Genomic DNA, 26,492 nt, shown 5'->3' on the forward strand with positions numbered 1-26,492 from the left:
TTATTAACTGAAAAATTAAATAATTTTTCATAAAAGTATTTTGGTCTAATCGCGATGTCTAACGACAAGCCGCTTCTCTACGAGAGGCTCCGCGAATGCGTCTACGCAAATGTTAACCCTAATTTTATCAAGTAATCTATCAAAGGGATGATTTGATACATTGAATTGTCATGTTTTAGTGATATTTATTAACTCAAATCCAGGGGGGCATCATGGTGGAAAGTAATATCAAAAGGCAGTTAGTAATTATTGGGGGAGCCGAAGATAAAGAAGGAGATTCCGTAATTTTGCGGGACTTTGTACGACGCGCTGGGGGTACAAAGGCATATATTGTAATTTTGACAGCAGCCACAGAACTACCAAGAGAAGTGGGAGAAAATTACATCAGAGTGTTTGAGCGCCTGGGAGCCGAAAATGTTCGCATTATTGATACAGAAACCCGTGAAGATGCATCTTCATCTACCGCATTGGAAGCTATTAAGAAATCAACTGGGATATTTTTTACAGGGGGAGATCAAGCTCGTATTACCAGCATCCTCAAGGACACTGAAATCGATGCAACGATTCATCAGCGCTATTCTGAAGGCGTAGTTATCGCAGGTACAAGTGCCGGAGCTGCTGTGATGCCAGATAAAATGATTGTCGAAGGTGATTCGCAAACACATCCTCGAATTGAAACTGTCGAAATGGGCCCAGGTCTGGGATTTTTACCAGGCGTAGTAATTGACCAGCATTTTTCTCAGCGTGGACGCTTGGGACGCTTAATTTCAGCTTTAATACTAGAACCTGCTGTCTTGGGATTTGGGATTGACGAAAATACCGCTATGGTAGTGACTGATAATCAAATTGAAATAATTGGTGAGGGTGCGGTTACGATTGTTGATGAATCAGAAGCTACATACAACAATATGGGCGAAATTTTGAAGGATGAGTCTTTGGCTATTTGTGGAGCAAAGCTTCATATTTTGCCACATGGCTTCAAATTTGACCTGAAAAGTCGCCAGCCTATCCTAAATAATGGCTCTGTGCCAAATGGCTCTCAACCACTTGCTTCAGTTAACACTTAACTTTTAGCAAGTGTATTTAAACTGAAAGTTTTATCTAATCGCTGTAATACCCCCTGCCTCAACCTTTGGTAGGCAGGGGATATCAAGCGGTTCAAAACTTGAGTGTAAGCGAAATCAAGTCTGCGTAGTAGCTAAGTTTTTAACAATCTGGTATAGGAAAGAGTGATATTTAAAATAACCATCTTCACCAAAGTAAGGTAGAAAGAATATCAAGGCGATTTTGTTAAACTATAAAAACTGTCAGAACGAATCTGACTGCCATTTCGCCAAACTTCAACTCTTTGTGGAGTGACTAAATAATAAAAACTTCCATTATCTGCTCGATATCTGTCTTTACCAATATTCAAAGCTACTATCTTTATAGGCTTGTTTGGGGCTTGCTTCAATTGCCCAATATAAAATAATTGACCATTTTCTTCACAGACTTTTACATGAATGCTTGCTGTCTCACCTTCAATTATGGTAACTCCATTGCATTTAGTATCAGCGCTTACAGGTGCAAAACCTATTGGAATTGGCTGTGAAGGTGAAACTTGATTTGCTACTGGGGGTGGCGAGACTGGGCGGTTCGGGTTATCCACTTGCTGAACTTTAGAACCGGAGCCAACACTTGCAGTTACAGATGTCAACAAACGAAGGGGGTCAACTGCTACTCGACCATTTGGATGAACTTCAAAGTGCAGATGAGGTGCTGTACTATTGCCTGTAGATCCCATCTCAGCAATAATTTGACCTTGAATGACCTGTTGACCCTTGCTCACCAACAAACGGCGATTGTGGCCATAGACAGTAGTGCTGCCGTCGAGATGTTTAATAGTTATGGCATTTCCTAATCCCCAATTATCCCAACCTACTTTAACAACTGTACCGGATGCCGCAGCAACAACAGGAGTTCCAGACGCCCCTGCAATATCAATTCCTTCATGTTGATATTTGCGGAAGCCTTGAGAAATAAACCCTTTAGTTGGCCAGATTAAGTTAGAAGTAAGGATAGGAGTTTGCCCAATTGGGGAATCGCCTGCCAATTGTGTTAAGGCAGATGTAGCTGTACTTAATACAGCGGTTAAGGATATTAACCCAACTAGTCCATAAGTACGGTATCGATAAGCAGTAGCTTTTTTCATAAGTTGCAAGTCTATTAGAACAATAATTCAGAGACTTTCTGATTATTTGTTGTTTCAAGCTTACTCGGAAAATATCAGGAAATCTTTAGTGAGTTTGTAGCTTTCTAGCTTTTTAGATTTTGAATTCACCAACGAGGTCTTATATCAGGCTCGGTCAATCACTTAGATTACCGCATCTGTGCAAAAATCCTAAAAGCCTCTTTGCTCTCAGCAAGAACTGCGGTCTAAATGATAAGTCTTTCGCCGGACACGATATTAGTTTTCCCTCATATAGCAGTCGCCAAAGCCGTTAGGACAGTTTGCGGGAAACGCGTCTTCAACAGCGTACTTTATGATTTTATTGATGTCCTAAGCTTCCTGTCCGTTGCTATACTTGAATGAAGTTTTAATAAATCCTATGGTTGCAATGCAGATTCAATTTTTTTCATTTCATTATCTAGATATGCCAGTTTCGCCTTTTCATCAAAAATTTGCTGTTCTAATTGAAACTTTTTAGCTGCATCAGTTTCAGCTACTAAAGCGTGACGCAGCTTAGATAATTTTTGATGGTATAGATCGCATTCTGCCTGAAGTGTTTCTAGTTTATGCTGCGATCGCCACGAGAAAAGCTTGCCATTGCACGGGTGTAAACTAATAATGGTTCCAATTGCGCCTCAGCTAAAGGTTCAGCAAAGGTTTCCACCAAAGAAGCGAGGCGAAGAATTTCTGTCTTGTCTGTAGAATTGAATTCTGAGGCTGTTGCTTGGAGTTGACTAAATGCCCGTGCAATTTGCTCGACTGCCTTGCCAGGTTTAGCATACGCTAGTGCTGTCCAATGTTGAGCCTCGGCAAAGTCTCGAACAACTAGTAGATAAAGATTTTGAGTTGAGCATTGAGCAGGCTTAGGATCAACAGTGTCAGCTTATTAATATAGGTCTAAGGTCAAGTCAAGGATTTTAAAAATAATTTTCCGTATATTTAACACAGGGAAAGAGTTTCAAATTTTACTAAAGTAGTTAATTTGTTCGCATTGAAAGGGCTGGGTGAGTTAAACTTTGCCTAACCCACCCGATAAAATTAAACAGTAGAGAAATTAGCCATTAAAAACGCGACTGCGCCACTTATTCAACCGGGCTTCCCCAATTGTTGCAGACCGTCGAGCATCAGCAATTTGCTCTTGCAAAGCTGCAATTTGTTTTTCTTGGGCGTCAGCTTGCTGTTGCAAAGATGTATATTCACCTGTGCTAGTCGGCAAACTAGAAGACTGCCAACTACTACTAAATTTTGTTGTCCCAATATTGGCAAATGGTCGTAAGTCTGCTAATTGTTGTTGCAAAGTTGTAATCTGGCTTTCTTGCTCTTGAATCTTTTGCCGTAAGCTTTCCTCGGCTGCTGTGGAAGCTGCAATAAATGGATTAACTGGAGCAGCAGTTTCTGGCTTCGGCTTGAATATTTCAGCCAGCAATGCACTAATATCCGTGAGTTTCTGTCTACCGTAAGGAGCGTTGGTAATTAGCGATCGCACCAGTTGAGGTTCATTATTCGTTGCTAAGTTTTTATCACTGCTAGAGTTGCTCCGCGCCAGTTGCAACATATTGGTAAATTCCAATATCTTTTTGCCGTTTTGAGTTTTATAACCCCGGTAATATGGCACTATGTTCTCGCCAAAGGCATCTAGATACTCGTCACTATCAAGATAAGAATCAATATCCGCCTCAAAACCCTTCTCATCGAGAATGTTGCTGTGATGTTTAGTCTCGGAGTAATCATCGGGAGCGCGACCCAGCAGGTGCTTAAAGTTCAGTTCAATTGCCCGGTAGCGATAAACGTTATCAAAAAATCTGGAGCGATATAACTCTGATTTGGCAACTTGACGCACAAACTCACGGACATCGATTATGCCTTGCTTGAGTTGGGATTCTGGAACTATGAGCCGCTCACTTTCCATGATGTAGGCATTACCCAACACTTGCCGATAAACTGCCCGAATTACAATTTCAATGTCATCAACTGAAGCAGTAGTCCACAGTTCGATGGGTTCTGTTTGGGGAAATGCTTGATATTGGCGTCGTCTGGTTTCGTCGTCTAGGAAAATCTGCATAGTTGGGTTATTGTGGGTAAGAGTAACTAATTTATCAAGTAAAAATAAAATTTCTGTAATAGGGTGGCAATACTAAATCGCAAAGCCATAACGGGCCCTACTTAAGATTTACTAATTACTGATTACTGATATTAACTTATCAACTTTTGGGGAGTTTTTTAGTTACATTTTCTAACAAACTTAGACGGCTAACTGTTAATAAATAACAGCTAATCATGATAAAAAATTAGCAATTAGACATTAACAATTAGCCGCCAACCCCCTTGGGGAGTATTTAAAATTCAAAACTTAATTTTGAATTGCAGTGTAGACGCCTGTCAGAAAAATTTCTACAGGATAGTAACTCTCAAGCACGCTCATCAAATCTAGTGTAGAAACCACCGTATTTTATCCAGTATTGTTTCAAAGTATGATGAGGTGTATGTAAACTAGCTTTTGCCTGATATAAAATAACTTGGCGATGATCGCCCATCCAAATTTTATTAACCGGGTCAACGGATATTACTGTCCCTCCTAAAGAAGTAACGCATTCAGAAAATCTCTCAATCGTTGTATATTCTAATGTCTCGAATATAAAAAAGTTACCCGAACAAATCAAATGGCGGCTGCGAATCCAGCAGCGCATCTTTTTTTCAGCCAGTGGAGGCAACATTTTGGTTTTAACAGATTCAAACTGAATCAACATAATGCGCTCACCGCACGTAATTCATCAGCAAAACTTTCCCGTTTTTCAAATTGTAATGGACCAGCAGTAGATCCCCATATTTGCTTGTGGGTTTCAATATCCATACCTTTATCTAGACTTATCCAAGTACGCTCGGTTATTTCTACTTCGCTGACAAGATATGTCTGGCATCCATTGCGTTTAATCAGACATTGATTGCCCGGTTCCACACTGCCTCGAAACATTTCACCTTCTCGTTGGAAAACCATTGAACAGTGATAACGCCGTTCGATGCTTTCTGGGGTGATGGTTTTGAGGATATCTAATTCACGAGCTGCACCGGCATAAAGCATCTGGTCTTTCAAGCTGTAATTTTCGATATAAATGCGATCGCCCCAATCGACTAGTCTATGTACTCCCTGACGATAGGGTGTCCATAAATCGTGGTCATAAGCTTGTTCAGAATAGAAACCGATGCCAGAAAAAAATTCAATCGGTAAAGGACGGAAAAAAATGTGAATGTGGGCGTAAAGTTGCGGATTTGCAAAAGATTGCTTGTAGTTGCTAAAATCTCCTGCCATCCAACAGGCTAAGGTGAGCAAATCGCTAGCGTTGGTGCTAGATTCGCTGGGCGCTATCGTCACGTCGCTTCGCTCCAAATTCAAAATTCAAAATTCAGACATTACAATCCCCATAAATAAATTTAGGAGCTTGTATCCTTTTCTGTTTTAACCTGATATTTGCTAACTGGTTTAATTTGACAAAGAGCGAATCTCTGAAGAAAAGGAAGCGGTTGTCACACCTTTACCATCACTGGTTTTAATCATCGCTACCCGAAATCTGAGATTTGGATTAGCAAACCAAATTCGCTCCTCAGCAGCAGCGAGTTCATACTCTGTTAGCAGGGTAAAAATACCATCGTCACTCAGATGATATTTAGCCACTGCTGGAATTGTTTCAGCGTACCCTTTGTCCCGCAGGAGTTTTCCTCTAGAAGGATTTTCGACATCGGGAATTGGTACTAGCACAGTACTGCCAGAGATTGCTTTATCGTCCCAGTCTGACTCACCTTCCCAAGTCATCCGAAAGGGGTGAGTAATACTGGCGGGTTCAGTGTTATACAATTGACAGATTGCTACCACTGCTGGATCGTTGGTGGATAAAGACTCAATGTCAATGTTAGACAATACTTCTTCAAAATGGGCGAATGCTAAATGATGAGCGCTACGCTGCGATCGCCATCGTCCAATAGAAAGTTCAAAAAATTCAGTAATTTCCATTAGAAAAATGATTTTAAAAAAGTAGCTTAAAATCCAAGAGATATCTTGGCTAAAAAGTTATTCTCCCAGTCTATATGCTAGCTAGCCTCCTTGACCACAACCGCATTTAGGAGTGCTGAGTGCTTAGTGCTGAGTTAGTAGTTTGGAGTTAAGAGTTAGAAGTTAGGAGTTTTCTTTTGTCCCCAGTCCCCAGTCCTCAGCCTCCTACTTAGACAAACCTAAGCAACTTCAGTGATACTGATAATTTTGCCGCCTGTCCGATGAATGTTTTGCACTTGTCCAGACAGTTGGTTGTAGTTAACTACATATTCCATGTTGCCCAGACGAGTACGGAGATTACCTGCACCTTTGACAACCTTAATCAAAAAGCGTTTGTCGGTGCTGCTGACACTAGAACCAGCGGCGGGAGCCTTGATGGATGTGGGGAAATTGGAACCGATATCACCGATCAGTTTGGCTTTGCGATCAGTATCACTGCTAGCGAATCCTCTCACTAAGCTAAAGGTGCGGTTAAAGGTAACATTCTTAATTCCTATTTGGGAACTTGTGCTGCGAACATAGGGAACAATATTCTCCCCAAAATTCTGCTGATATTCGTTGCTATCGATATAGGATTCGATCTCACCATCATAGCCCTGTTCGTTGTAGATGCGGACGTGTTCGGCAATTTCTGCTTGATCGGCAGGAGGACGCCCTAGTAGATGTTTGAAGTTCAGTTCAATGAACCGATACTGAGAAGAAGAGTTGAAAAACAGGGATTGATAGAGTTCTGATTTGGCAACGGCGTTGACGAATTCGCGGACGCTGATTTTGCGATCGCGCAATTGCGATTCAGCAGTGGCTAGTCGCTCACTTTCTAACAAGTGAGCATTACCCAAAACCTGTTTGTAAACGGCCTGAATCAGTGTTTGTAATTCACTTTCGCTGGTGTTCGGACGCAGCTCAATAGTCGGTGAATCAATAGCCCAAAGTGACATTTAAGTATCTCCTAAAAAACGCTAATTAAATTTCCGAGCATCCTACCCCTTGTAGAGGTAGAATTTCCTATCAGTTGTCAGTTATTTTTGCTACTGACTAGCTTTTGTAAAACTTTAGTTTGTAAAAGTGTGTTAAATGTCTTCGGATATCACAACTGACGGCGGAATTGGTCAAACCCTAGATTAGCCATCGCTTTGGCTAACTTTTGATCGATCGGGATTTACGGAAACAATAGCCGAAAAGAATGATTTTCAGCTAAGGGCAGTTGATCTAAGCGCATACTCCTAGATCGAGGCAAGTTACGCAAAGCGGCTTACCGCAAGGTATTGCCTTTGAGTGGGTGTAGTTTTTTGCGTAAATCCCAGAACGAGCGACACTGGGATTAAAGACTAGAGACTGAGTACAGGGGAAATTATTTTTCAATCCTTAATCTCTAATACCCAATTTCTATTCTTTAGTTGACGGGGGTAATACTAGCGATCGTACCGCCCTGTTGGTTAATTCGCTGATACTCTTGTGAAAGCTTATTGTAAGGCACGAAAAAGACTTGGTTACTGCGGCGATATTTGGAAATGTTATTTACCACATTTGCCTTGTAGCCAGTGACTTCAATCCGGTAGACCTTACCATCATCACCAGATCCCACACCCTGACGAGTGCGAGGAGTAGATGTTGGGTTGCGGAATGTAGCGCCCTTGCTGGCTGGTGAAACCACAGGAGTAGGCGTGCTTTGAATTAGCAAACTGTTTAATTTTGGTTGTTTGCCAGCTAAGTCACCTTTGAGGCTGCTGCTAGAGGAACCACGTACCAGTTGGAATAAGTGGGTAAACTGAACCAAACTCTCGATAGCTTCGGTTTTGTAGCCTCGAATATAAGGCACAATGTTTTCCCCAAAAGTTTCTTGGTATTCGTCGCTGTCTAGATAAGAATCAATCTCACCCTCAAAGCCCTTCGTATCCAGAATAGTGCTGTGTGTACGCGTTTCTTCTAAATCCAATGGTGCACGACCAAGGAAATGTCTAAAATTTAATTCAATCGCCCGATAGCGAGGCGTGCTATCAAAAAACCGCGAACGGTAAAGTTCCGACTTCCCGACTTGACGCACAAACCCGCGAACGCTAATTTCACCCCGTTTTAGTTGGGATTCCGCAACAGAAAGCCGCTCACTCTCCATTACATAAGCATTGCCTAGAACTTGCTTGTAGACAGTTCTAATTACGGTTTCAACATCTTCATTAGAGCGATTTGGCCACAGATCAATGGGATCGGTGTCTTCAAACAGAGCGACCCCTAATCGTGATGCTGGTCCAAAAGCCATTCAAACTATCTCCCACTTAACAACTAAATTTTATGAGAAAGATATTCCGCAAATGTTAAAAAACTTTACATCATTTGAAAAAGGAAAAACCATAGAGACTTTAAATCCTTATTAGTCGATTTAAGTTTTTGCATTTTTATACCCTTATACATTCTGGTATACATTCTGATACGATGCCGAAGCCATATTTATTAAAATTTGTTAACTGAAATAATACTTTAGAGAAATTTCAGCTTTTTTTTAGTATCTGATTGGTGATTGGGGTACAAGCGATGGTAAGGGGATATTCGCTTGAGCAAGAGTATTAATCGTGTTGAGTCAAGGAGTGATAATAGCTGTCAAAAAAAGGTTGCAGAATAAGCCCATCAATTTATTGATGGGCTTGATATAAGGACGCTGTTAACCTCTCTTTGCCAATCTAGCTTGCAATGCCAATGCATCGCCTTACAATACGATTGCGTCGTCTTACAATGCCATTGCATCGGCTTACAATGCGATTGTATCGACCTGCAATGCCAATGCATTGTCACTTACTTAAGCTTTCTTGCGTCAAATACATCTGTGCCCCTACCGTGTCTCGTCGTATATTGCATCTAAACGAGATGCGCTATAGTCTAGCCACCTTTTTGCCCATAGCACCATTCGCTCAACCAAGTCCTCAGCTAAACTAGACACTTAGATTCAGAACTTTTTACTTAGGACTACTGAATTTGGAAAGTAGCCAATTGGCTGATTAAATGGTCAAAATAGGGAGCAAGAATTTGCTGCTGATCGGCTTGAGAGCGTTTCAAACTAGCAGCCTTGATGCTTTTTAACCCTAAAACCATTGCATCCAATGGAACTTGTAATTCCTGATAGAGCAAATTCATATAGTGCAATCCTGTGGGATTTGTATATTCAGTGTGGCCACCTGCTATGCCATAGGTAATACAGCGGAGAAAATGCCAGAAATCTCGCCAGCAAGCTTGGGCGCGTTCAGGTGGATAAAGACCGCCTCCAGGCTGGATAATTTCAGGATAAGTCGCCAAAACCTGTTCCCTAGCTTCATCAACAATTTCGGCTGCGCGATCGCGTAATAACACAGCAACAGGAATCAAGGCTGAATTATCCGGTGACAAGCTTATAATCTGCAATAAATCTTCGTCGCTCAGATACCGAAAAGCATCATCCGCAGCTTGAAATATAGCGATCGCTGCTTTTGGATGGGACTGTTCCCACTCAGCAAAGCTGACAATTCTAGCTTTGGCGATTAATTCTTTAACGGTTTCGCTTAATTGAGTCATTGATTTAGGGGATAGGGCATGGGGGGGAGCAGGGGACAAGGAGGATAACTAATGCCCAATCCCCTTAGATTCAATCTTCTTAGAATGCGATCGCCATTTGGTGACATCTGTAAAATAAAGTAAAGAATAGTTGTACCAAATGCACTTATGGAAATCCATAAAATCCAAACTGAACTGAAGAACCCAGATTTTCACTATCGTTTGAAGGCGATCGCTGCCCTCAAAGATTATGAATCAGAAGTTGCAGTTCCTCTGCTTACCAGTAAACTTCATGACTCAGAATTTTTGGTGCGTTCTTTTGTGGCTAGGGGTTTGGGTAATCAACAATCGGCGGAATCTTTTGCGGCTTTGATGCAAATTATGAAATTTGATGATACTCCCAATGTGCGGGCTGAGGCGGCAAATTCTTTATCGCTATTTGGCAGAGTCGCAGTTTCTCATCTAGTTTTGGCATATTATCAGGATGACCACTGGCTAGTTAGGCGGAGCATTTTAGCTGCGATCGCTGAAATGGATTGCCCTGAAGAACTATTTGATATATGCGTTCAGGGTTTAAAAGATGAGGATTTCACAGTTCGGGAATCTTCTGTTGATGCACTTGGCTTACTAGCTAACTCTAGCCAACATACTGCGGCATTATCCCAAATACTAATGTTGGTGAATGATCAATCTTGGCGGATGCGCGTGCGAGTTAGCTATGCTCTCAAACGATTTGACGAACCAGAAGCCAAAGCAGCCCTGAACCAACTCAGACAGGATCAGGATCACCGAGTTGTCGGAGCTGCTTTAGAAGACCTGTTGCCACAATAGCGGCGTAGGTTTGTTCAAAATAATAAAAAGGAGTCAGAATAGTCTACCCATAAATGGATAAAGTTTTAATAAGAAAGAAATTTTAAACTTTGTTTCCCCATGAGGAGCTAGGTTTGAAATCAATGTTCATCTAAATATAGTCGCACAGAATTTATGCTGAATTCTGACTTCTGAGTTCTGAATTCTTTTTGATAAAACTTATCAGAGAAAGAGTAAATATTTGGCTTTACCTTAAATTTGACCAAATTATCCGGTTAATTTGCCAAAATCTGGAATAAAAGATCAACTTTTTCTAGATGAGGAGGCATTTGTGACTGATATCCAAACTGGTCAAATGACTTGGCGACTACCAGGTTCCTCAGAATGTGCCTTGCATTTGCGGCATAATGCTTCGGAACCTTGGCGATCGTATAAAGAATTTGCACAATATGTCCTGCCCGATCCGCCCGGTTTTTCCGAAGGATACACGACATTTTTAGCGCTCCTAAAAAAGAACTGGCAGCCGTTGTAAACTCACTACAGAACAACTAATCAAACAATTTTCGATTTTGGGTCGCACCTTTACTACGCTGTCAGCGCAACATCAAATTTTGGATTTATTTCGCTCACAAGGAGTGCGGCTTGCATCTAAAATCTAAAATCGGTACGGTCAAGCACTCAAACTTTCACGAGTTGTTGTGCGGGTATAGGCGTTCCAAGCGTCTAGTTCTGAATATGGACGGCTGGAAAGCATGGCTTTAGTTGCTTCTGTGAGTCCTTGAGCAAGAGTAAAATCTGCCCCAGCGATACTTAGAAGATTCTCCATCTCTGCATCACTGAGATCGGTTGCTCGCAGGTCTGTATCCCGTAAATCGGCTCCTGTCAATCGAGCATTTCGCAAGCAAGCCCCTGTCAAATAAGCTTTTGTCAAATCAGCGCCGCTCAAATAAGCACCTTGCAAATTGGCTCCTGTCAAGTCAGCACCACTTAGGTAAGCTCCACGCAGATTAGCACCTTGTAAATCTGCATCTCGTAAAGAAGCTGTATTGAGAAAAGCACCATTGAGATTAGCACCCGGCCCTACCGCTCCAGAAGCTTTGTAGTTATATTTTTCGGGCCATCTCGTTTGTGAATCATAACGCGCTACTTGGAGTTTGGCTGCCTCCAAATTTGCACCACTGAGATTTGCTTGTTGGAGATCAGCACGGTTTAAATAGGCTCCCTGTAAATTAGCCCCACTCAAATCGGCTCCTCGCAGATTAGCGCCTCGTAAATCAGCCCCACTCAAATCGACATTACTTAATACCACCTCACTGAGGTCGGCTCCTAATAGCTTGGCTTTACTCAAGTTAGCTTGTTGTAAATCGACTTCCCTGAGATTGAATTGGTACAAATCTATCGAATCCACAGGGGTTCCGGCTTTGAGGGCTGTTAAGATTTCTGGAGTTGGACTGGGGCGAACGCTTGTAATAAGTTGAATTTCACTATTTGTCATCAGCTGATTAAAATATCACTTTTGGAGTTATTCTACACTTTAGCTAAATCGGGACTTCATCTCATTACTCAGTATTAATAAAGCCAAAATTTGATCAAACGAGGTTTCAAAACAGATGCATATAATACCGCCTTTGACAATGATCGACTTCTTCCGTAAAAGTGAAGGTACATGGTTTACGGAACGCGCCGTTCATCATTTTGACTCGGCGGCGGATGAGTCGGGGGAGTCGAATTTGATTATAAAAGTTATGGAAAAGGACGATCCGAAAGTCCAAGAAGTTTGTAAAGCCCAAGGCATAGATCCTAGTAAAGCAACAAGCGGTGCTAGCTTTGCATGGCAGGCTAACCTAGATACCAGGCTACCGAATACCGATAATGCGGCGATTTTGGTTGATGTTCCCGACGAAACGAGGCGTTCTGGAAAACTGATTCGCAACCAAGGCTATGTTGAGAGCATTCCGGTTGTGAGCCGATATCACTTTGCCGATGATGGAGTGCTGACGATTGATACTGACTATGATAATAATCAAGGTCAGGAACGTTGTTGGTTTGTTACGGATGATTTTCGTGTCAGAGTCAGTACAGTACGAATGATGAACGGAATCAACTTAATGACTTATTGTTCCGAGCGTCGCTGTGTTTCTCAAGAAGTCTTGGAGCAAATGATCGGTCGCAATCATGCTAGGCGTTAGTGGGGAAGAAGCAGAGGAGTAAGGGAGCAGAGGAGCAGGGGAGAAGAGTTTTCCCCAATCCCCATTAAGGAATGTTGCTTTGTTTCTCATAAATGAGACGTGCATGATTGCCATCACTTATTTTCATGCAAGGGTTAATAAATCATGCTCTATGTATAAGCCTTTCCTGGAATTTTTAGAAAAAGAGCTATTTCAGCGGTTTGATTTACAAAGTAGGGTCATTCCCCCTGGTTTGGAATTCAAAATTAGCGATCGCGGCAGAAACCCAGCAACTATTCGCAGTTGGTGTCACCAATGTCAAGAGTTGCGGAAAATTCGCTATACCTACATTGATGCTGGGGAAAGCGCTCAAATTTTTAACAGCGTGATTTATCCCAGTCATCACTATGATTTACCTTTGTTAGGGATTGATTTTTTATCCTTTGGTAAAGTCAAAAACCTGATTGTGCTTGACTTTCAACCTTTATTTCAGGATGAAGATTATCAAAAAAAATATATAGTTCCGCTGAAATCTCTTCATGATAAATACCCGGATTTGGCACAAAACTTAGAAATGAAGTTTTACGATGCCAACCAGTATTTTTCTAAATACCTATTGTTTGCCAAAACAGATCCCCAAACAGTGGCAACACGAGTATTTGAAGCTTTTCAGGATTATTTAAACTTGTATTGGCAAATGTTAGCAGATGCCAAACCGCTCCAAGACCCTGAAGATATCCAGCGGATTGTCAAAGTCCAAAAAGACTATGACCAATATAGTGCAGACCGCGACCCAGCATCTGGTTTGTTTAGCAGTTACTTTGGTCATGAATGGGCAGAGCGCTTTCTCCATGAGTTCTTATTTGAAGATGCTGTTCCCCTAGCAGTCAGTGGCAGTAAAAGATAACTATCATTGGGGATTATTAATTTTGAATGCGTGAATTTTGAATTTGGAGCAAAGCGACGTGACACTCTATCAGCCATTTCTCGATTATGCGATCGCTTATATGCGATCGCGCTTAGATTTACAGTCCTATCCTATCCCCACTGGGTTTGAGTCCAAGAGTGCTGTTGTGGGCAAGGGAAAGAATCAGGAAGAAGTTGTCACCACCAGTTATGCCTTTCAAACTGCAAAATTGCGGCAAATTCGGGCAGCTCACGTACAGGGTGGTAATTCGCTGCAAGTGCTGAATTTTGTGATTTTTCCGCGCCTCAACTACGATTTACCCTTTTTTGGGGCAGATTTGGTGACATTGCCAGGAGGACATCTAATTGCTTTGGATATGCAGCCCCTATTTCGGGACGATCTAGCATATCAGGCAAAATATACTGAACCAATTCTGCCGATTTTCCACGCCCACCAACAACATCTGTCTTGGGGAGGAGATTTTCCCGAAGAAGCACAGCCTTTTTTCTCTCCCGCTTTTCTGTGGACTCGTCCCCAAGAAACAGCTGTCGTAGAAACTCAGGTGTTTGCCGCTTTCAAAGACTATTTGAAAGCTTATTTAGATTTCGTGGAGCAAGCAGAAGCTGTAACAGATTCCCAAAGTTTAGTAGCCATTGAGCAAGCCCAACTGCGATACCTGCGATATCGGGCTGAAAAAGACCCAGCGCGAGGGATGTTTAAACGCTTCTATGGTGCAGAATGGACTGAGGAGTATATCCACGGATTTTTATTTGACCTAGAGAGAAAATTAACAGCTATTAACTAGAGGCTCTTTGACCGCACTCAGTGCTGAGTATCTCGTTACTGAAGACTTATTCAAGTCACGTTAAACTAGGAAAAGAATCTAAGTTATACCAATTCAAAAAATGTTTGCGATATGATACGCTGACGCGCACCTTTTCCGATGCCTTGGAAAAGGTTGGGAAGAGGTCTTATCTATATATGTGTTGCATTCTTTTTTCAAATTGGTATTAACTGTACTTAAACTAGTTTGTCTTCATAATGGTTTCCACCTTTCCCAATCCCTCTTCTGTTGATCTATCTCGCATTCGACTTTCGATCCGCTCATTGCAACCGCAGTTAGTAGAGTGGCGGCGGCGATTGCATCAACAACCAGAGTTGGGTTTTCAAGAAAAACTGACTGCTGAGTTTGTATCACAAAAGCTGCAAGAATGGGGAATTGAGCATGAAACTGGCATTGCCCACACTGGCATTGTTGCCACCATCAAAGGCGACAAACTCACCACTCCCCAAGTTTTAGCGATTCGCGCGGATATGGATGCTTTGCCAATCCAAGAACTCAACGAAGTGCCGTACAAATCGCAGCATGATGGAGTGATGCACGCTTGTGGGCATGATGGACATACAGCGATCGCTTTAGGTACAGCTTATTATCTCCAGCAGCATCGTCAAGACTTTTCCGGTATCGTGAAAATTATCTTTCAGCCAGCGGAAGAATCACCAGGAGGCGCAAAGCCGATGATTGAAGCTGGAGTTCTGAAAAATCCAGATGTTGATGCGATTATTGGTTTGCACTTGTGGAATAATTTGCCTTTAGGAACAGTCGGTGTGCGGGCTGGGGCATTAATGGCAGCTGTGGAATGCTTTAACTGCACAATTTTGGGCAAAGGTGGACACGGCGCACTACCTCATCAAACTGTTGATTCCGTTGTTGTTGCTGCCCAAATTGTCAATGCTTTGCAAACCATTGTCGCTCGGAATGTTAATCCCATTGATTCAGCAGTAGTGACAGTGGGAGAACTTCACGCTGGAACCAAGCGTAATGTAATTGCTGATACAGCGAGAATGAGTGCTACTGTTAGATATTTTAATCCTAGTTTGAAAGGCTTTTTTAACCAGCGTGTCGAGCAGATTATTGCTGGAATTTGTCAGAGTCATGGTGCAAATTATGATTTAGAATATTGGTCACTTTATCCCCCAGTAATTAATGATATAAAAATAGCAGAACTAGTGCGATCTGTAGCAGAAGAAGTTGTAGAAACTCCTGTGGGGATTGTGCCAGAATGCCAAACTATGGCTGCTGAAGATATGTCATTTTTCTTAGAAGAGGTTCCTGGTTGTTATTTCTTTCTAGGTTCTGCTAACCCCGCGAAAGACTTAGCATATCCCCATCATCATCCCCGGTTTGATTTTGACGAAACCGCCTTGGCAATGGGTGTAGAAATATTTGTTAGATGCGTGGAAAAGTACTTTGTTTCAACTTAAATAATAGGATAATTATTGCCGACGACAGGATTTAATAGGGTTTTTAAACCTACCCAAAACCTCAAAACCTCTTCTTAGCAGGAGTTTGGGGTAGGTTTATTAAAGAGAGTGAGGGTTGGTGATTTTTTGAAAAAATTCGCTTCGCTAATCGAGTACTGGTAGCTTTTTCTTAGTCCCTTTTTTTGAGGGAGATGTCGTTTCACCAGTGTAATACGCTATTAATTTTTACTCTGTGCCTGTTTTATGCCGATGTCGTCATAAGTTGATTTTCCCACCTAAAGAGCGATCGCACTTCCGGGTTAAAAAAGAGCCAGAAGGCTTTCTGGTAGTGGATTTTAGCGCTATGGCGTCAAAACTTTATTTACCTATCTCTGTATCCGGTAGTTTTTTTTACATATTTTTACATCAAGCAGATTGCTTGACTTTTTGTCACACAACTTGTAATACTAAGGCTAAGGAGAAAAATTTACTTTACTTAGATACTAACTGTATGGCCACAAATGACATCGTTTTTCTACAAGACTTGACTGGATCGTATTATGATGACTTACCCAGACTGAAGGTTTTACTTCCTGCGGTAGTAAACCGATTAACCAGCCCTTATTTAACTAACATTTTTGGTAATGATCTTCAATTTGGTCTTGCCTCTTTCAAGGATAAACCAGTACCGACTTTAGGTGAGCCTGGTGATTATGTTTATCAAAAAGAGGTTTCTTTAACCACTGATGCAGCACTAATTAAAACAACAGTCACTGGTACTCCTGGCATTCCTGGTACTGGTTTTGTTGCTACTGGCGGTGCTGACGAACCCGAATCACAATTAGAGGCACTTTTACACGCTGCCTTAGATAGTAGTATCGGTTACAGAGTAGGCTCAAAGCGTTTAGTTTTCCTAGCTACCGATGCGACCTATCACATTGCAGGGGATGGTGCTGCGGCCAATCCGACTGCTATCACTGTGGCTAATAACGGAGATGGCGTAATCGATCCTAATGAAGATTATCCAGATATTGCACAAGTACAGACGGCTCTGATCGCAAATGATATTATTCCTGTTTTTCTAGCTACCAGTGATGTTAAAAGTACTTACGACGGGCTGGTTAGCAGTTTAGGTCGGGGTATTGTGACAACTCTTGATAGTAATAGCGAGAATGTGGCTGATGTCATAAAATTTGCGATCGCTAAAGCAAATGCTGTAATAACTATTGAGGGAACCGACGGCGATGAAAACATTGATGCCTCTAATATAACTACACCCGGCAATCAGGTTGTTTTTGCAGGGGCGGGTAACGACACTATTGACCTCTTTGGTGTTCCTGGCAACCATTTTGTTGATGGAGGAGCAGGTTTTGATGTCATTTATGGTGGGGGTGGTCAAGATATATTTGATGGTGGCAGTTCTGATGACAACCTATACGGAGGAAACGGTAATGATACTCTCCTTGGCAGTAGTGGCAACGATGTTCTACGAGGACAAGGCGGCGACGATATCCTTCAAGGAGATAGTGGCAAGGACGATTTATTTGGGGGAGCAGGCAACGATAGGTTTATATTTGACACTGGATCAGCATTTACGACTGATGACCTCGGAGTAGATATAATCAACGACTTCCAAAGAGTTGCAGGTAATACGGACACAATCGAACTATCGAGAGATACTTTTACTGTTTTAGGTTCTTCTGGTTTTATCTTTGCTACTGTCAGTACTAACGCAGCTGCTGAAACAAGTACTGGCAATATTGTTTACAGTACCGGGACTCGTAGCCTGTTTTATAACGCAAATGGTGCAACACCTGGATTTGGTTCCGGTTCTAGTCTGGCAGATCCCCAAGGAGGTCTATTCGCAACATTTGCATCAAGTACTCCCACTCTAATCGCCACTGATTTTACTATTGTTGATTAATTACAATACTTCGGACAGAATCAGGCTATAAGCCATAAGAGGATGTTTTACATCTGTGCATTGGTGTTAACTTAAGGTGAAAACCAGTCATATCGTGTCCGGTTAAAGACTTATCATTAAGACCGCAGAGGGGCAGAGGAGAGGGGTTTTTGGGCTTTCTGCATAGATTCAGGAATTATAACTAATTAGCCGGACATGATATCAGGTAAACGCATTTAAAATAAACATCTGGTGAAATCAATTATACGTTACCTGAAATCCTTGTAGAGACTAGCAGTGCTGCGCCTCTACATGCTTTTTGACTCATATCTCTAATTTATGACTGCCGGTTTGTGTTTATTGCTAACTTCTAAAGGCAGGAAAATCGTCAAAACTTCCCCATAGTGTGGACGCTGGCGCACAATCAGTTTGCCACCGATCGCTTGAAACAAATGCTTGGTTGCAGCGATATTCAAACTAATCGTACCTGTTTCTGGTTGGAACATCAGCAGTTGACCTAGAGCTTTGCGAATTGGTGGTGTTGCAGGTGTGGCGGCTTTATTTGAATCTTTGCACCGGAATTGCGGCGATAATTGTAACTTCAGTTGATCTCCCGCTGGGATAACTTGTACTTGAATATGGCTGCCAGCGGGTAAGCTGCGAGTAAAATTTTCTATCAAACCAGTGAGAACCTGATCTAGCATGGTGGGATTGCTTACCACTGTCGGTAGTTGCTGGGGTAAAACAACATTTAAAGTTAAGTTCCGCCGATGCGCTGCTTGTTCCCAACGGGGAATGCTCTGCTGCAACACCTGATCTAAAGACATCGGCGTGAGTTGAGTTTTTGATGATTTTGCTGAGGCAGTAGTTTCCAATTCTGCGGCCTTAAACAGCAATTCCATGCGGTCAATTTGCTCGGTACACTCGTGATCGATAATTTTTAAGCGATTGAGCACGCTAGCATCTAAATCTCGCCGCTTCAACAGCAGACGAGTCATGGTGCGAATAGTGGTTAAAGGTGTGCGAACTTCGTGAGCGAAGGCTTGGAGCAATTCTACATCAGGATTTGGGGAAGGTGGGGCCCCCTCTGTGGATAAGAGGTAATGGGTATTGGGCATTGGGCATTGAGGGATAACTCTTCTCCCCTGCTCCCCCACTCCTCTGCTCCCTTGCTCCCTTGCTTCTTCCTCAGTTCCTAGTAAAGAGTCGTTAGTCTCTTCTGGTTCTGTTAATTCCTGAAGCAATAACTGGCTAAAGTGAATCATCATACGGTAGTCTGGTGCTACCGGAGAATACTGTTCTACTAATGCGTCCAAGCGGGCAAAAAATTCTGGATTAGCCAGCATTACCCGTGCCCCTAGCGATCGCCAAGCCTGTTGCACTATCTCTGGCTCAAAAGAAAATGAAAAGGTTTTTTTACCGTTTTTCTGGGTTGCTAAAACTAGCACTAATCTAAATTTATCTGTAAAAACTAAGCAAAACTGTTCTGCGCCTAAAGGATCGCCAGGCAGTAAAGGAAGTACTGATTCATGGGGAGCAATGTCTTCATTTACAGACGCAATCGCACCTGGCATCTGAAATGGCATCAGCGCCAAGGGGTTAAATGGTTTTGCTGTAAAAGTTACTGTTTGTAAACTTTGAGTCAATTTTGGTTGACTAAATAAGGGTGCTGGTGCGGCTAAAACTAATCCTTGGGTTGTGTCAACTGAAGGGTCTGCTAAAGTATTTAATAGCAAATGTTCTGTCGCTGCGAGGCTGATACGCCACTGCTGCTCTGCTTTAGCAGGTGAACATTCTGCCACACTTGATTGATTTTCAGCCAAGATTTCGCTCAGGCTTGGCAATATACATTGGTACACAGGCTTTCACCCCTTAATTCAAGAGCGACTAACAGCGTCTGGGTTAGACATTTCACTACTATCTAAGAGGTTATAGCTATTTGTATACTGGTGACAGTGGTAGAACCGAACAATTCAGGGGCAATTCCCCTCTAACTGCGATCGCACTTAAGGGCTGAAAAACATTGGCACTGACTTTTACCGATAGGCGTGGCGATCGCAAATTAATGATCGACAGTGAAGGTGAAACTGTCAGTGCCGTTGAAGTTGGCATTGGGGGTGTAGATGAAGAAGTCGTCGCCGGGATTGTCTGGAGTGTTGTTGTCATTAAGTGTCAGTGTGCCGTTAGTGGGGTTGGTGAAATCACTAATAGTTAAAGTATTGCCATCGATATCTGTATATCTACGCAGAAGATTGCTAGCAAGGATGTTAATGGCGATATCTTCGTTAGTGGTAGCGGCAGTCGGAAAGCCAAACACTACATAGCTTTCCCCTGCAAGAATCTGAGCGTTGGGGGAGGCATTACTTGCCCCGATAATCAAGTCATCGAAGCCATCGCCGTTGATGTCCCCCGCACTGCTGACAGAACTGCCTGAATTTTCACCCACATCAATGCCGTTAATCACAAAGCCGTTGCTGCTATTAAGCTCAGATAGATTTAAAACTGCATTAGCCATTGTTGTTGATTCTCCAAGTTGTTTGTTTCTCGGCTGTAAAACGTGAAGTTTCACGTCTCTCATCCCATCGTTACCATCCGCCGAATTTCATCACTCTTAAAGCCGATCGCCATTGGACGACGCACCCCTGGTAGCGCCACCACGTCGTATAATTCCAGTACCACCACCGTCTGCACAGAATGGACAATATCACCGCTTTTCAGGTCAATCACCAGTAGCCCACAGCGAGGTTCAGCATTTTTTTTAAATAATTTTTCGTCTAAAGGCAAACCACTGAAAGTCTTGTTATGCCTGGGCTGAGAAACTCCGACGATCGCAAAGTCGCCATGAAATGCACAACCGCGCATATATCCTGGACAAAATGCCACAGGTTCAAAGCTGCCCCGTTTAAAGTCTAGGTAGCCAAAATCTCCTGTTCCAGAGTTAAGTAACCACAGCTTGTCTTTATACCACCGAGGAGAATGGGGTATGGAAAGTCCTCTGATGAGTATCTCGTTACTTTCCACATCAATGACGCAACCACCATCAGCCCGCCTATCCCGCCATCCTTCTGCCACATCCGACTGACTCACAGCAGTGACATATCTGGGCTGACCATCTCGTATTGCTAACCCGTTAAGATGACACCTGTCTTCTGCTGCCAATTTACTAATGTCAAATTTCGCCTGTCTTTTGACAAAAACCCAATTTCTTGTTGTGCCAGTAATAATTTTGTGATGACAGATTGTCCCAAAACATACATAAACTATTTTTATATATAATTTGAGAACATCTTTGCACAAGCAAGAATCATGTTCATCCAAGCTTTATATCCGTTAGCGAGTCAGATGCTCTTGCTGCGCTATCGAGCGCCACAGCTTGTCGTAGACATCGTATTTTTTAGGTAGATTAGCAATAGACTATCTCAAGGGCACTTTATGACTTCTTTTGATTCAGCTAAAGATTTGGTACTAGTTGTTGGTGCTACAGGTGGAGTCGGGCAATTAGTGGTAGGCAAGTTACTCGAAAAGGGTTTAAAAGTTCGCGTTCTGACACGCAATGCTGCAAAAGCTGAAGAGATGTTTAACCAAAAAGTGGAAATTGCCGTTGGCGATATTCGCCAGCCAGCTACACTGCCAGCTGCAATGCCAGGTGTTACCTACATCATAAATTGTACTGGAACTACTGCCTTTCCCTCTGCGCGATGGGAGTTTGACCAACCCCCAAACTTGATTGAATGGGGAATTATTTTCCTTAATCCCAAATCTAGTGAAGCAAAAGCAAAGAATAGTCCGGCAAAGATTGATGCTCAAGGTGTCAGCAATCTAGTAGCAGCAGCACCCCAGAATTTGAAGCGATTCGTTTTCATCTCTTCTTGTGGAATTCTCCGTAAAAATCAGTTTCCTTTTAGTATTCTTAATGGTTTTGGCGTGTTGGATGCCAAACAAAAAGGCGAAGAGTCCATTATTAATTCAGGATTACCCTACACCATTATCCGCCCAGGACGCCTCATTGACGGGCCCTATACCTCATACGACCTCAACACCCTCCTGAAGGCAAAAACTGGGGGTAAATACGGTGTGGTCATAGGCACTGGGGATACACTTTCGGGTGATGCCAGCCGGATTGATGTCGCAAACGCTTGTGTAGAATGCCTTTTTCAGCCAAGTAATTCTAGGAAAATTTTTGAAATAGTCAACCAAGGACAAAGACCACCTGTAATTGACTGGGAAACTCTTTTTTCTGGGATTGAGTAACTTCTGAGTGCTAAGTGCTGAGTTATTATTCTCTCTTCATGCCCCATGCTCCATCCCCAATCTCCAGTCCTTCTGTAGTTTATTGCCTCAAAAGACGGCAAACACCACTCGGACGTTACGGTTCACCCTAATTACTGAAAGTATTAATTCTTCTACATTAGACAGAGTGAAGACAAATTAATCCATGAACCAACTAAAAACACAATTTAGTTAGTCTAACCGTCCCAAGTAAGGTTCGGGAAACCACCCTTCATGGACTGGCTACCACTAAGCTTCAGTATATATATCAGCATAGTCTGGAGTTTTAACCCCAGGAAAGCCAAATCAAAGGTATTCATGCTGAACTGGCTGATTTATTGACCCTGTTGGTTCAAAATTTAGTGCTTTATATTCTCATTCATTCATTTGTAGTTATACGGAGCCAGCACCTAAAATGGCAAAAGTAGTTGGAATTGACTTAGGAACAACGAACTCCTGCGTGGCAGTGATGGAAGGTGGCAAACCCACAGTAATTGCTAATGCTGAAGGTTTTCGGACAACGCCATCAGTAGTCGCATTTGCGAAAAATGGCGACAACTTGGTTGGCCAAATCGCCAAACGCCAAGCGGTGATGAACCCCGAAAATACGTTTTACTCAGTCAAACGCTTTATCGGTCGCCGCTACGATGAAGTTAGTAACGAAGCTACGGAAGTTTCTTACAAAGTTCTCAGCAGCAACGGCAATGTCAAATTAGATTGTCCAATAGCTGGTAAACCGTTTGCTCCTGAAGAAATTTCTGCAAAAGTTCTTCGCAAACTAGTTGAAGATGCCAGCAAATACCTGGGTGAAACCGTAACCCAAGCTGTAATCACCGTTCCCGCATACTTCAACGACTCGCAACGGCAAGCGACAAAAGACGCTGGTAAAATTGCCGGGATTGAAGTTCTACGGATTATCAACGAGCCTACAGCTGCTTCTTTGGCTTATGGGTTTGACAAGAAGAGTAACGAAACTATCCTCGTATTTGACCTTGGTGGTGGTACTTTCGACGTATCCGTGCTGGAAGTAGGAGACGGAGTTTTTGAAGTACTAGCCACATCTGGTGATACCCACCTTGGTGGTGACGACTTCGATAAAAAAATAGTTGACTTCTTAGCTGAGAAGTTCAAGAAAGCCGAAGGTATTGACCTGCGGAAAGACAAACAAGCTTTACAACGTCTGACTGAAGCCGCAGAAAAAGCCAAAATTGAGCTTTCTAGCGTCACCCAAGCAGAAATTAACCTACCATTTATCACCGCAACCCAGGATGGGCCCAAGCACCTGGATACAACCCTGACTCGCGCCCAGTTTGAAGAACTTTGCTCTGACTTAATTGACCGTTGTCGTATTCCTGTGGAAAACGCCCTGCGGGATGCCAAGTTAAACAAAGGCGATATTGATGAAGTGGTGTTAGTTGGTGGTTCTACGCGGATTCCTGCAGTCCACCAGATTGTGAAGCAGGTATTAGGTAAAGACCCCAACCAAAGCGTTAACCCTGATGAAGTCGTAGCAGTTGGTGCAGCCATTCAAGCCGGGGTACTGGCTGGTGATGTAACTGGCATCTTGCTGTTAGATGTGACACCGCTATCTTTGGGTGTGGAAACATTGGGCGGCGTGATGACCAAAATTATCCCCCGCAACACCACAATTCCTACCAAGAAATCGGAAGTTTTCTCCACTGCTGTGGATGGACAAACCAACGTAGAAATTCACGTCCTCCAAGGCGAACGCGAATTCTCTAACGATAACAAGAGCTTGGGAACCTTCCGCCTCGATGGTATTCCTCCTGCACCACGTGGCGTCCCTCAAATTGAAGTGGTGTTCGACATTGACGCTAACGGTATCCTTAACGTCACCGCTAAGGACAAAGGTACTGGTAAAGAACAGTCCATCAGCATAACTGGCGCTTCCACCCTGGATAAAAATGACGTTGACCGGATGGTGAGAGAAGCTGAACAGAACGCTTCATCTGACAAAGAGCGGCGTGAAAAGATTGAACGCAAGAACCAAGCCGATTCTTTGGCATACCAAGCTGAAAAGCAGTTACAAGAGTTGGGCGATAAAGTTCCCGATGCTGACAAGACTAAAGTCGAAGGTTTAGTAAAAGAACTGCGGGAAGCAGTTGCTAAAGAAGACGATGAGCAAATTAAGAAGCTCACTCCAGAATTGCAACAAGCACTATTCGCTGTTGGTAGCAACATCTATCAACAAGCTGGTGCAAGTGCTGGTGCCGGTGCGGGTGCTACATCTGGTGGTGAACCTCAAGATAGTAGTAGTTCCTCTAGTTCTGGTAACGGCGACGATGTGATTGACGCTGATTTTACAGAGAGCAAATAATTCCCTTACTTCTTTTGGGAAGATTATCTTGTCCCACCTTATAATTACCCACTCAGACAAATGCCTGAGTGGGGATTTTTTTTAATGAGTTGGGAGTTAGGAATTAAGAGTTATATAAAGTCTGGTTAATCCCTTATGCCATATCCACAAGCACCTTGGACACTTCAGGGCCATGCTATCCAAACTCTGCATTTGCTAAATATTGACCAAGTGCGCCCTTTGATTCCCTTAGAGTTAGAAATTGTTTCTGTATGGCCTGGTAAAACCCTCGGTAGCGTGTATTTCTCTAATTACGGGTCAGGCTCAGTACTGGAGTATAGTGAGTTAATTGTTGTCCCAGCTTTGATTAATTACCAAAGGAAAATCGGTGCTTGGATTTCCCATATTTATGTTGATAATGCTGATTCAGTGGCTGGTGGTCGAGAAATCTGGGGACTACCAAAGGAACTAGCTAAGTTTACCTGGGAACAAGGAAAGTATGTTACTGTGCATCAGGAAAACCGGAAATTGTGTAGTCTTAAGTATAATCAACAAAGCTTGGCATGGAGACAGCGATTAAGTGCTTCTAGTTTCAGCGCTAAGGGTGCTGATTTGCTGATATTCCCTGCTGAATTTGAGTCTATGTTGGGTTTGATTGGTTCTAAGTTAGAAATCCCCGTCGAAAGTCCTTTTTCTGGAATAGGTTTGGGTCAACCTTGGTTAACTGTCCGTTGTGAGCAGTTGAGTTTGCGGGTTGATGCGCCAAAAGTGGTAGGTCAATCAATTTTAGATTAATTTAAAGGTGTTTTATTTTACTCTAAATAAGACACCTTGAGCTTTCACTTTTTTTTGTAGATGTCGTCACAGAGATAGCGATCGCTCTTTGTTTTTGGGTTATTCTTCAGATAATCATGCGCCACCTCACAACCGCGTTTGAGAAGTTCCTTGAGGTCAAAATCCCAAACTAAAATTTTGCCATCACCAATAGCTGCAATACTCTTGCCATCTGGGCTGAAACTCACATCATAGCTACCAAAGTGTTGGAAGTTGGTTGGCAAAGTGCCATCAATGTTCCACAGTTTGACTGTTTTCTTGCTAGCTGAGGCAATAACCTGACTGTCTGGACTAAAACTGATGCTGTTTACAGAATCGGCATCGTATACTTTTACAGTTCTTGTGCCATCTAATGACCAAATTACCGTCCCTATCTTGTCTTGACTACCAGATGCAATCATCTTGCCATTAAGACTGAAACTTACACTGTTAACCCCATTTCTATACTGATTAAAAGTTTTAATTATTGTGCCATTTGCGATCGCTACTTCAGCCAGAAAGCCATAAGCTCTGGCTGTTTTAAACTGATTGGGATATATTTTATGCAGTGCCAATGCTTTGTTAGCAACAGTCTCCAACTCTTGCCAAGACTGGAGACTTTGAAGTACAGATCCCAAGACGTTAATAAATTTGGCGACTAAATCTTTGCGGCTAGCTTGCTCAAATAACTCAATACATTGTTGAAAATAATCTTTAGCAAGATTAAAAGCACGTTCCTGTTCCGAGTGATGCAACAGAGCGTATGTACGCCACCACAATCCCAGAGAGTAAAGTAAACAAGCTCGTCGTTCTAAAATACGCAAAGATGGGAAGTCTTGATTGAAAAGCGCCTAGCCCGACTTCTGTGTGTAAACGCCGTTCTGCTTCTTTGAGCAACGCCTGAAGACGCTTTGGTTGCTCGATTTTGAATGGTTGTAAGCTTTCACTCACACTACTCGCGATCGCTAAGAGAATATCAGCAATATCGACATTTTCCATTTCCATGTTGTTACTAGACTCAAAATAAACTACATGAAAACCTTCCTGCTCTAGTTCTGCTTGGAGTCGCAGCAACTCAGTAGATTTGCCACAACCTATATGCCCTGTAAATAGATTACAGGTTGGCTCATCAGGTGAAAGGAAGGTGATAATTTCCTTCAATTCCTCAATGATCTGACCACCACAGACTGAGGAAAAATCAATATAATACTTTCCTTCGTCCTGATTTTTCACATTCAGCGTCTTGCTGGGCTGAGTTGCTTGAAAAATTTACGTACATCCAGGTTTT

25 protein-coding genes are annotated in these 26,492 nt (G+C 42.6%); 11 read left to right on the top strand and 14 right to left on the bottom strand.

Annotated features, from left to right (window positions below; genetic code table 11):
• Positions 1 to 212: 212 nt before the first annotated feature.
• A complete protein-coding gene (locus NLP_RS10100) occupies positions 213 to 1,067 on the top strand; it encodes a cyanophycinase (RefSeq protein WP_104906292.1) in 855 nt (284 codons plus the stop codon).
• 209 nt (positions 1,068 to 1,276) lie between these two features.
• Here the strand turns inward: NLP_RS10100 and NLP_RS10105 are convergent, their stop codons facing one another.
• From NLP_RS10105 to NLP_RS10140, 8 genes are all read right to left on the bottom strand, one after another.
• Positions 1,277 to 2,191 (bottom strand): M23 family metallopeptidase, encoded by a 915-nt coding sequence (locus NLP_RS10105; RefSeq protein WP_199784795.1) that lies wholly within the window; start codon positions 2,189 to 2,191, stop codon positions 1,277 to 1,279.
• A 1,072-nt stretch (positions 2,192 to 3,263) separates the two neighbouring features.
• Entirely contained in the window at positions 3,264 to 4,271 is a 1,008-nt protein-coding gene (locus NLP_RS10110) for a phycobilisome rod-core linker polypeptide (RefSeq protein WP_104906294.1), read from the bottom strand.
• A gap of 346 nt (positions 4,272 to 4,617) precedes the next feature.
• Positions 4,618 to 4,956: a CpeR family transcriptional regulator gene (locus NLP_RS10115; RefSeq protein ID WP_104906295.1), complete on the bottom strand. Its 339-nt coding sequence runs from the start codon at positions 4,954 to 4,956 to the stop codon at positions 4,618 to 4,620.
• Complete coding sequence (locus tag NLP_RS10120) at positions 4,950 to 5,579, bottom strand: chromophore lyase CpcT/CpeT (protein ID WP_104906296.1); 630 nt, start codon at positions 5,577 to 5,579, stop codon at positions 4,950 to 4,952. The genes NLP_RS10115 and NLP_RS10120 overlap by 7 nt, the downstream gene beginning before the upstream one ends.
• A 108-nt stretch (positions 5,580 to 5,687) precedes the next feature.
• On the bottom strand, positions 5,688 to 6,215 hold the full coding sequence (locus tag NLP_RS10125; RefSeq protein WP_104906297.1) for a phycobiliprotein lyase: 528 nt from the start codon (positions 6,213 to 6,215) through the stop codon (positions 5,688 to 5,690).
• A 218-nt stretch (positions 6,216 to 6,433) separates the two neighbouring features.
• A complete protein-coding gene (locus tag NLP_RS10130) occupies positions 6,434 to 7,192 on the bottom strand; it encodes a phycobilisome rod-core linker polypeptide (RefSeq protein WP_104906298.1) in 759 nt (252 codons plus the stop codon).
• A gap of 455 nt (positions 7,193 to 7,647) precedes the next feature.
• Positions 7,648 to 8,511 carry a phycobilisome linker polypeptide gene (locus NLP_RS10135; RefSeq protein ID WP_104906299.1) on the bottom strand — a complete coding sequence of 288 codons (864 nt, stop codon included), beginning with the start codon at positions 8,509 to 8,511 and terminating at the stop codon, positions 7,648 to 7,650.
• 701 nt (positions 8,512 to 9,212) lie between these two features.
• Positions 9,213 to 9,794: a phycobilisome protein gene (locus tag NLP_RS10140; protein WP_104906300.1), complete on the bottom strand. Its 582-nt coding sequence runs from the start codon at positions 9,792 to 9,794 to the stop codon at positions 9,213 to 9,215.
• 147 nt (positions 9,795 to 9,941) lie between these two features.
• Here NLP_RS10140 and NLP_RS10145 point away from each other — a divergent pair, with 147 nt between their 5' ends.
• Both NLP_RS10145 and NLP_RS10150 read left to right on the top strand, forming a co-directional pair.
• Positions 9,942 to 10,604, top strand: coding sequence for a HEAT repeat domain-containing protein (locus tag NLP_RS10145; protein WP_104906301.1), 663 nt, complete (start codon positions 9,942 to 9,944; stop codon positions 10,602 to 10,604).
• Positions 10,605 to 10,914: 310 nt separating this feature from the next.
• Positions 10,915 to 11,115 (top strand): hypothetical protein, encoded by a 201-nt coding sequence (locus NLP_RS10150; protein ID WP_104909830.1) that lies wholly within the window; start codon positions 10,915 to 10,917, stop codon positions 11,113 to 11,115.
• A gap of 138 nt (positions 11,116 to 11,253) precedes the next feature.
• Here the strand turns inward: NLP_RS10150 and NLP_RS10155 are convergent, their stop codons facing one another.
• Positions 11,254 to 12,078 (bottom strand): pentapeptide repeat-containing protein, encoded by an 825-nt coding sequence (locus NLP_RS10155; RefSeq protein WP_104906302.1) that lies wholly within the window; start codon positions 12,076 to 12,078, stop codon positions 11,254 to 11,256.
• 115 nt (positions 12,079 to 12,193) lie between these two features.
• Between NLP_RS10155 and NLP_RS10160 the strand changes: the two genes are divergently transcribed.
• The 5 genes from NLP_RS10160 to NLP_RS10180 all read left to right on the top strand — a co-directional run bounded on the left by NLP_RS10160 (position 12,194) and on the right by NLP_RS10180 (position 17,826).
• On the top strand, positions 12,194 to 12,772 hold the full coding sequence (locus NLP_RS10160; protein ID WP_104906303.1) for a phycobiliprotein lyase: 579 nt from the start codon (positions 12,194 to 12,196) through the stop codon (positions 12,770 to 12,772).
• A 151-nt stretch (positions 12,773 to 12,923) separates the two neighbouring features.
• Positions 12,924 to 13,658 (top strand): 15,16-dihydrobiliverdin:ferredoxin oxidoreductase, encoded by a 735-nt coding sequence (locus NLP_RS10165; protein WP_104906304.1) that lies wholly within the window; start codon positions 12,924 to 12,926, stop codon positions 13,656 to 13,658.
• A gap of 58 nt (positions 13,659 to 13,716) precedes the next feature.
• Positions 13,717 to 14,463, top strand: a complete 747-nt coding sequence (locus NLP_RS10170; RefSeq protein ID WP_104906305.1) for a phycoerythrobilin:ferredoxin oxidoreductase — start codon at positions 13,717 to 13,719, stop codon at positions 14,461 to 14,463.
• Positions 14,464 to 14,699: 236 nt separating this feature from the next.
• The gene (locus NLP_RS10175) at positions 14,700 to 15,923 is read left to right on the top strand and encodes a M20 family metallopeptidase (RefSeq protein ID WP_104906306.1); all 1,224 of its coding nucleotides are present in this window, start codon (positions 14,700 to 14,702) and stop codon (positions 15,921 to 15,923) included.
• A 232-nt stretch (positions 15,924 to 16,155) separates the two neighbouring features.
• Positions 16,156 to 17,826 (top strand): hypothetical protein, encoded by a 1,671-nt coding sequence (locus NLP_RS10180; RefSeq protein ID WP_158680328.1) that lies wholly within the window; start codon positions 16,156 to 16,158, stop codon positions 17,824 to 17,826.
• A gap of 311 nt (positions 17,827 to 18,137) precedes the next feature.
• On the opposite strand, the gene NLP_RS10185 is transcribed toward NLP_RS10180, so the two are convergent.
• From NLP_RS10185 to NLP_RS10195, 3 genes are all read right to left on the bottom strand, one after another.
• On the bottom strand, positions 18,138 to 19,664 hold the full coding sequence (locus NLP_RS10185; RefSeq protein ID WP_104906308.1) for a sensor histidine kinase: 1,527 nt from the start codon (positions 19,662 to 19,664) through the stop codon (positions 18,138 to 18,140).
• A 203-nt stretch (positions 19,665 to 19,867) separates the two neighbouring features.
• On the bottom strand, positions 19,868 to 20,374 hold the full coding sequence (locus NLP_RS10190) for an Ig-like domain-containing protein (protein WP_234017271.1): 507 nt from the start codon (positions 20,372 to 20,374) through the stop codon (positions 19,868 to 19,870).
• A gap of 5 nt (positions 20,375 to 20,379) precedes the next feature.
• Positions 20,380 to 21,123: a TIGR03032 family protein gene (locus NLP_RS10195; protein WP_325034733.1), complete on the bottom strand. Its 744-nt coding sequence runs from the start codon at positions 21,121 to 21,123 to the stop codon at positions 20,380 to 20,382.
• A gap of 114 nt (positions 21,124 to 21,237) precedes the next feature.
• Between NLP_RS10195 and NLP_RS10200 the strand changes: the two genes are divergently transcribed.
• The 3 genes from NLP_RS10200 (at position 21,238) to NLP_RS10210 (ending at position 25,186) form a co-directional block, all read left to right on the top strand.
• Complete coding sequence (locus NLP_RS10200) at positions 21,238 to 22,056, top strand: SDR family oxidoreductase (protein ID WP_104906310.1); 819 nt, start codon at positions 21,238 to 21,240, stop codon at positions 22,054 to 22,056.
• Between the two features lie 433 nt (positions 22,057 to 22,489).
• Positions 22,490 to 24,412 carry a molecular chaperone DnaK gene (dnaK, locus tag NLP_RS10205; protein ID WP_104906311.1) on the top strand — a complete coding sequence of 641 codons (1,923 nt, stop codon included), beginning with the start codon at positions 22,490 to 22,492 and terminating at the stop codon, positions 24,410 to 24,412.
• A gap of 135 nt (positions 24,413 to 24,547) precedes the next feature.
• Positions 24,548 to 25,186 (top strand): acetoacetate decarboxylase family protein, encoded by a 639-nt coding sequence (locus NLP_RS10210; RefSeq protein WP_104906312.1) that lies wholly within the window; start codon positions 24,548 to 24,550, stop codon positions 25,184 to 25,186.
• 44 nt (positions 25,187 to 25,230) lie between these two features.
• Here the strand turns inward: NLP_RS10210 and NLP_RS10215 are convergent, their stop codons facing one another.
• Entirely contained in the window at positions 25,231 to 26,028 is a 798-nt protein-coding gene (locus NLP_RS10215) for a hypothetical protein (RefSeq protein WP_158680329.1), read from the bottom strand.
• A complete protein-coding gene (locus tag NLP_RS10220; protein ID WP_104906314.1) occupies positions 25,928 to 26,437 on the bottom strand; it encodes an ATP-binding protein in 510 nt (169 codons plus the stop codon). The genes NLP_RS10215 and NLP_RS10220 overlap by 101 nt, the downstream gene beginning before the upstream one ends.
• Between the last annotated feature and the right edge of the window lie 55 nt (positions 26,438 to 26,492).

Source organism: Nostoc sp. 'Lobaria pulmonaria (5183) cyanobiont' (assembly GCF_002949795.1).
Taxonomy (GTDB): Bacteria; Cyanobacteriota; Cyanobacteriia; order Cyanobacteriales; family Nostocaceae; genus Nostoc.

Excerpts from the sequence above, each read along its gene's own strand:
- NLP_RS10130 (WP_104906298.1), bottom strand. The coding sequence starts at position 7,192 with ATGTCACTTTGGGCTATTGATTCACCGACTATTGAGCTGCGTCCGAAC.
- dnaK (WP_104906311.1), top strand. The coding sequence starts at position 22,490 with ATGGCAAAAGTAGTTGGAATTGACTTAGGAACAACGAACTCCTGCGTG.
- NLP_RS10115 (WP_104906295.1), bottom strand. The coding sequence starts at position 4,956 with ATGTTGATTCAGTTTGAATCTGTTAAAACCAAAATGTTGCCTCCACTG.
- NLP_RS10110 (WP_104906294.1), bottom strand. The coding sequence starts at position 4,271 with ATGCAGATTTTCCTAGACGACGAAACCAGACGACGCCAATATCAAGCA.
- NLP_RS10125 (WP_104906297.1), bottom strand. The coding sequence starts at position 6,215 with ATGGAAATTACTGAATTTTTTGAACTTTCTATTGGACGATGGCGATCG.
- NLP_RS10100 (WP_104906292.1), top strand. The coding sequence starts at position 213 with ATGGTGGAAAGTAATATCAAAAGGCAGTTAGTAATTATTGGGGGAGCC.
- NLP_RS10140 (WP_104906300.1), bottom strand. The coding sequence starts at position 9,794 with ATGACTCAATTAAGCGAAACCGTTAAAGAATTAATCGCCAAAGCTAGA.
- NLP_RS10105 (WP_199784795.1), bottom strand. The coding sequence starts at position 2,191 with ATGAAAAAAGCTACTGCTTATCGATACCGTACTTATGGACTAGTTGGG.
- NLP_RS10200 (WP_104906310.1), top strand. The coding sequence starts at position 21,238 with ATGACTTCTTTTGATTCAGCTAAAGATTTGGTACTAGTTGTTGGTGCT.
- NLP_RS10155 (WP_104906302.1), bottom strand. The coding sequence starts at position 12,078 with ATGACAAATAGTGAAATTCAACTTATTACAAGCGTTCGCCCCAGTCCA.
- NLP_RS10160 (WP_104906303.1), top strand. The coding sequence starts at position 12,194 with ATGCATATAATACCGCCTTTGACAATGATCGACTTCTTCCGTAAAAGT.
- NLP_RS10210 (WP_104906312.1), top strand. The coding sequence starts at position 24,548 with ATGCCATATCCACAAGCACCTTGGACACTTCAGGGCCATGCTATCCAA.
- NLP_RS10165 (WP_104906304.1), top strand. The coding sequence starts at position 12,924 with ATGTATAAGCCTTTCCTGGAATTTTTAGAAAAAGAGCTATTTCAGCGG.
- NLP_RS10145 (WP_104906301.1), top strand. The coding sequence starts at position 9,942 with ATGGAAATCCATAAAATCCAAACTGAACTGAAGAACCCAGATTTTCAC.
- NLP_RS10135 (WP_104906299.1), bottom strand. The coding sequence starts at position 8,511 with ATGGCTTTTGGACCAGCATCACGATTAGGGGTCGCTCTGTTTGAAGAC.
- NLP_RS10175 (WP_104906306.1), top strand. The coding sequence starts at position 14,700 with ATGGTTTCCACCTTTCCCAATCCCTCTTCTGTTGATCTATCTCGCATT.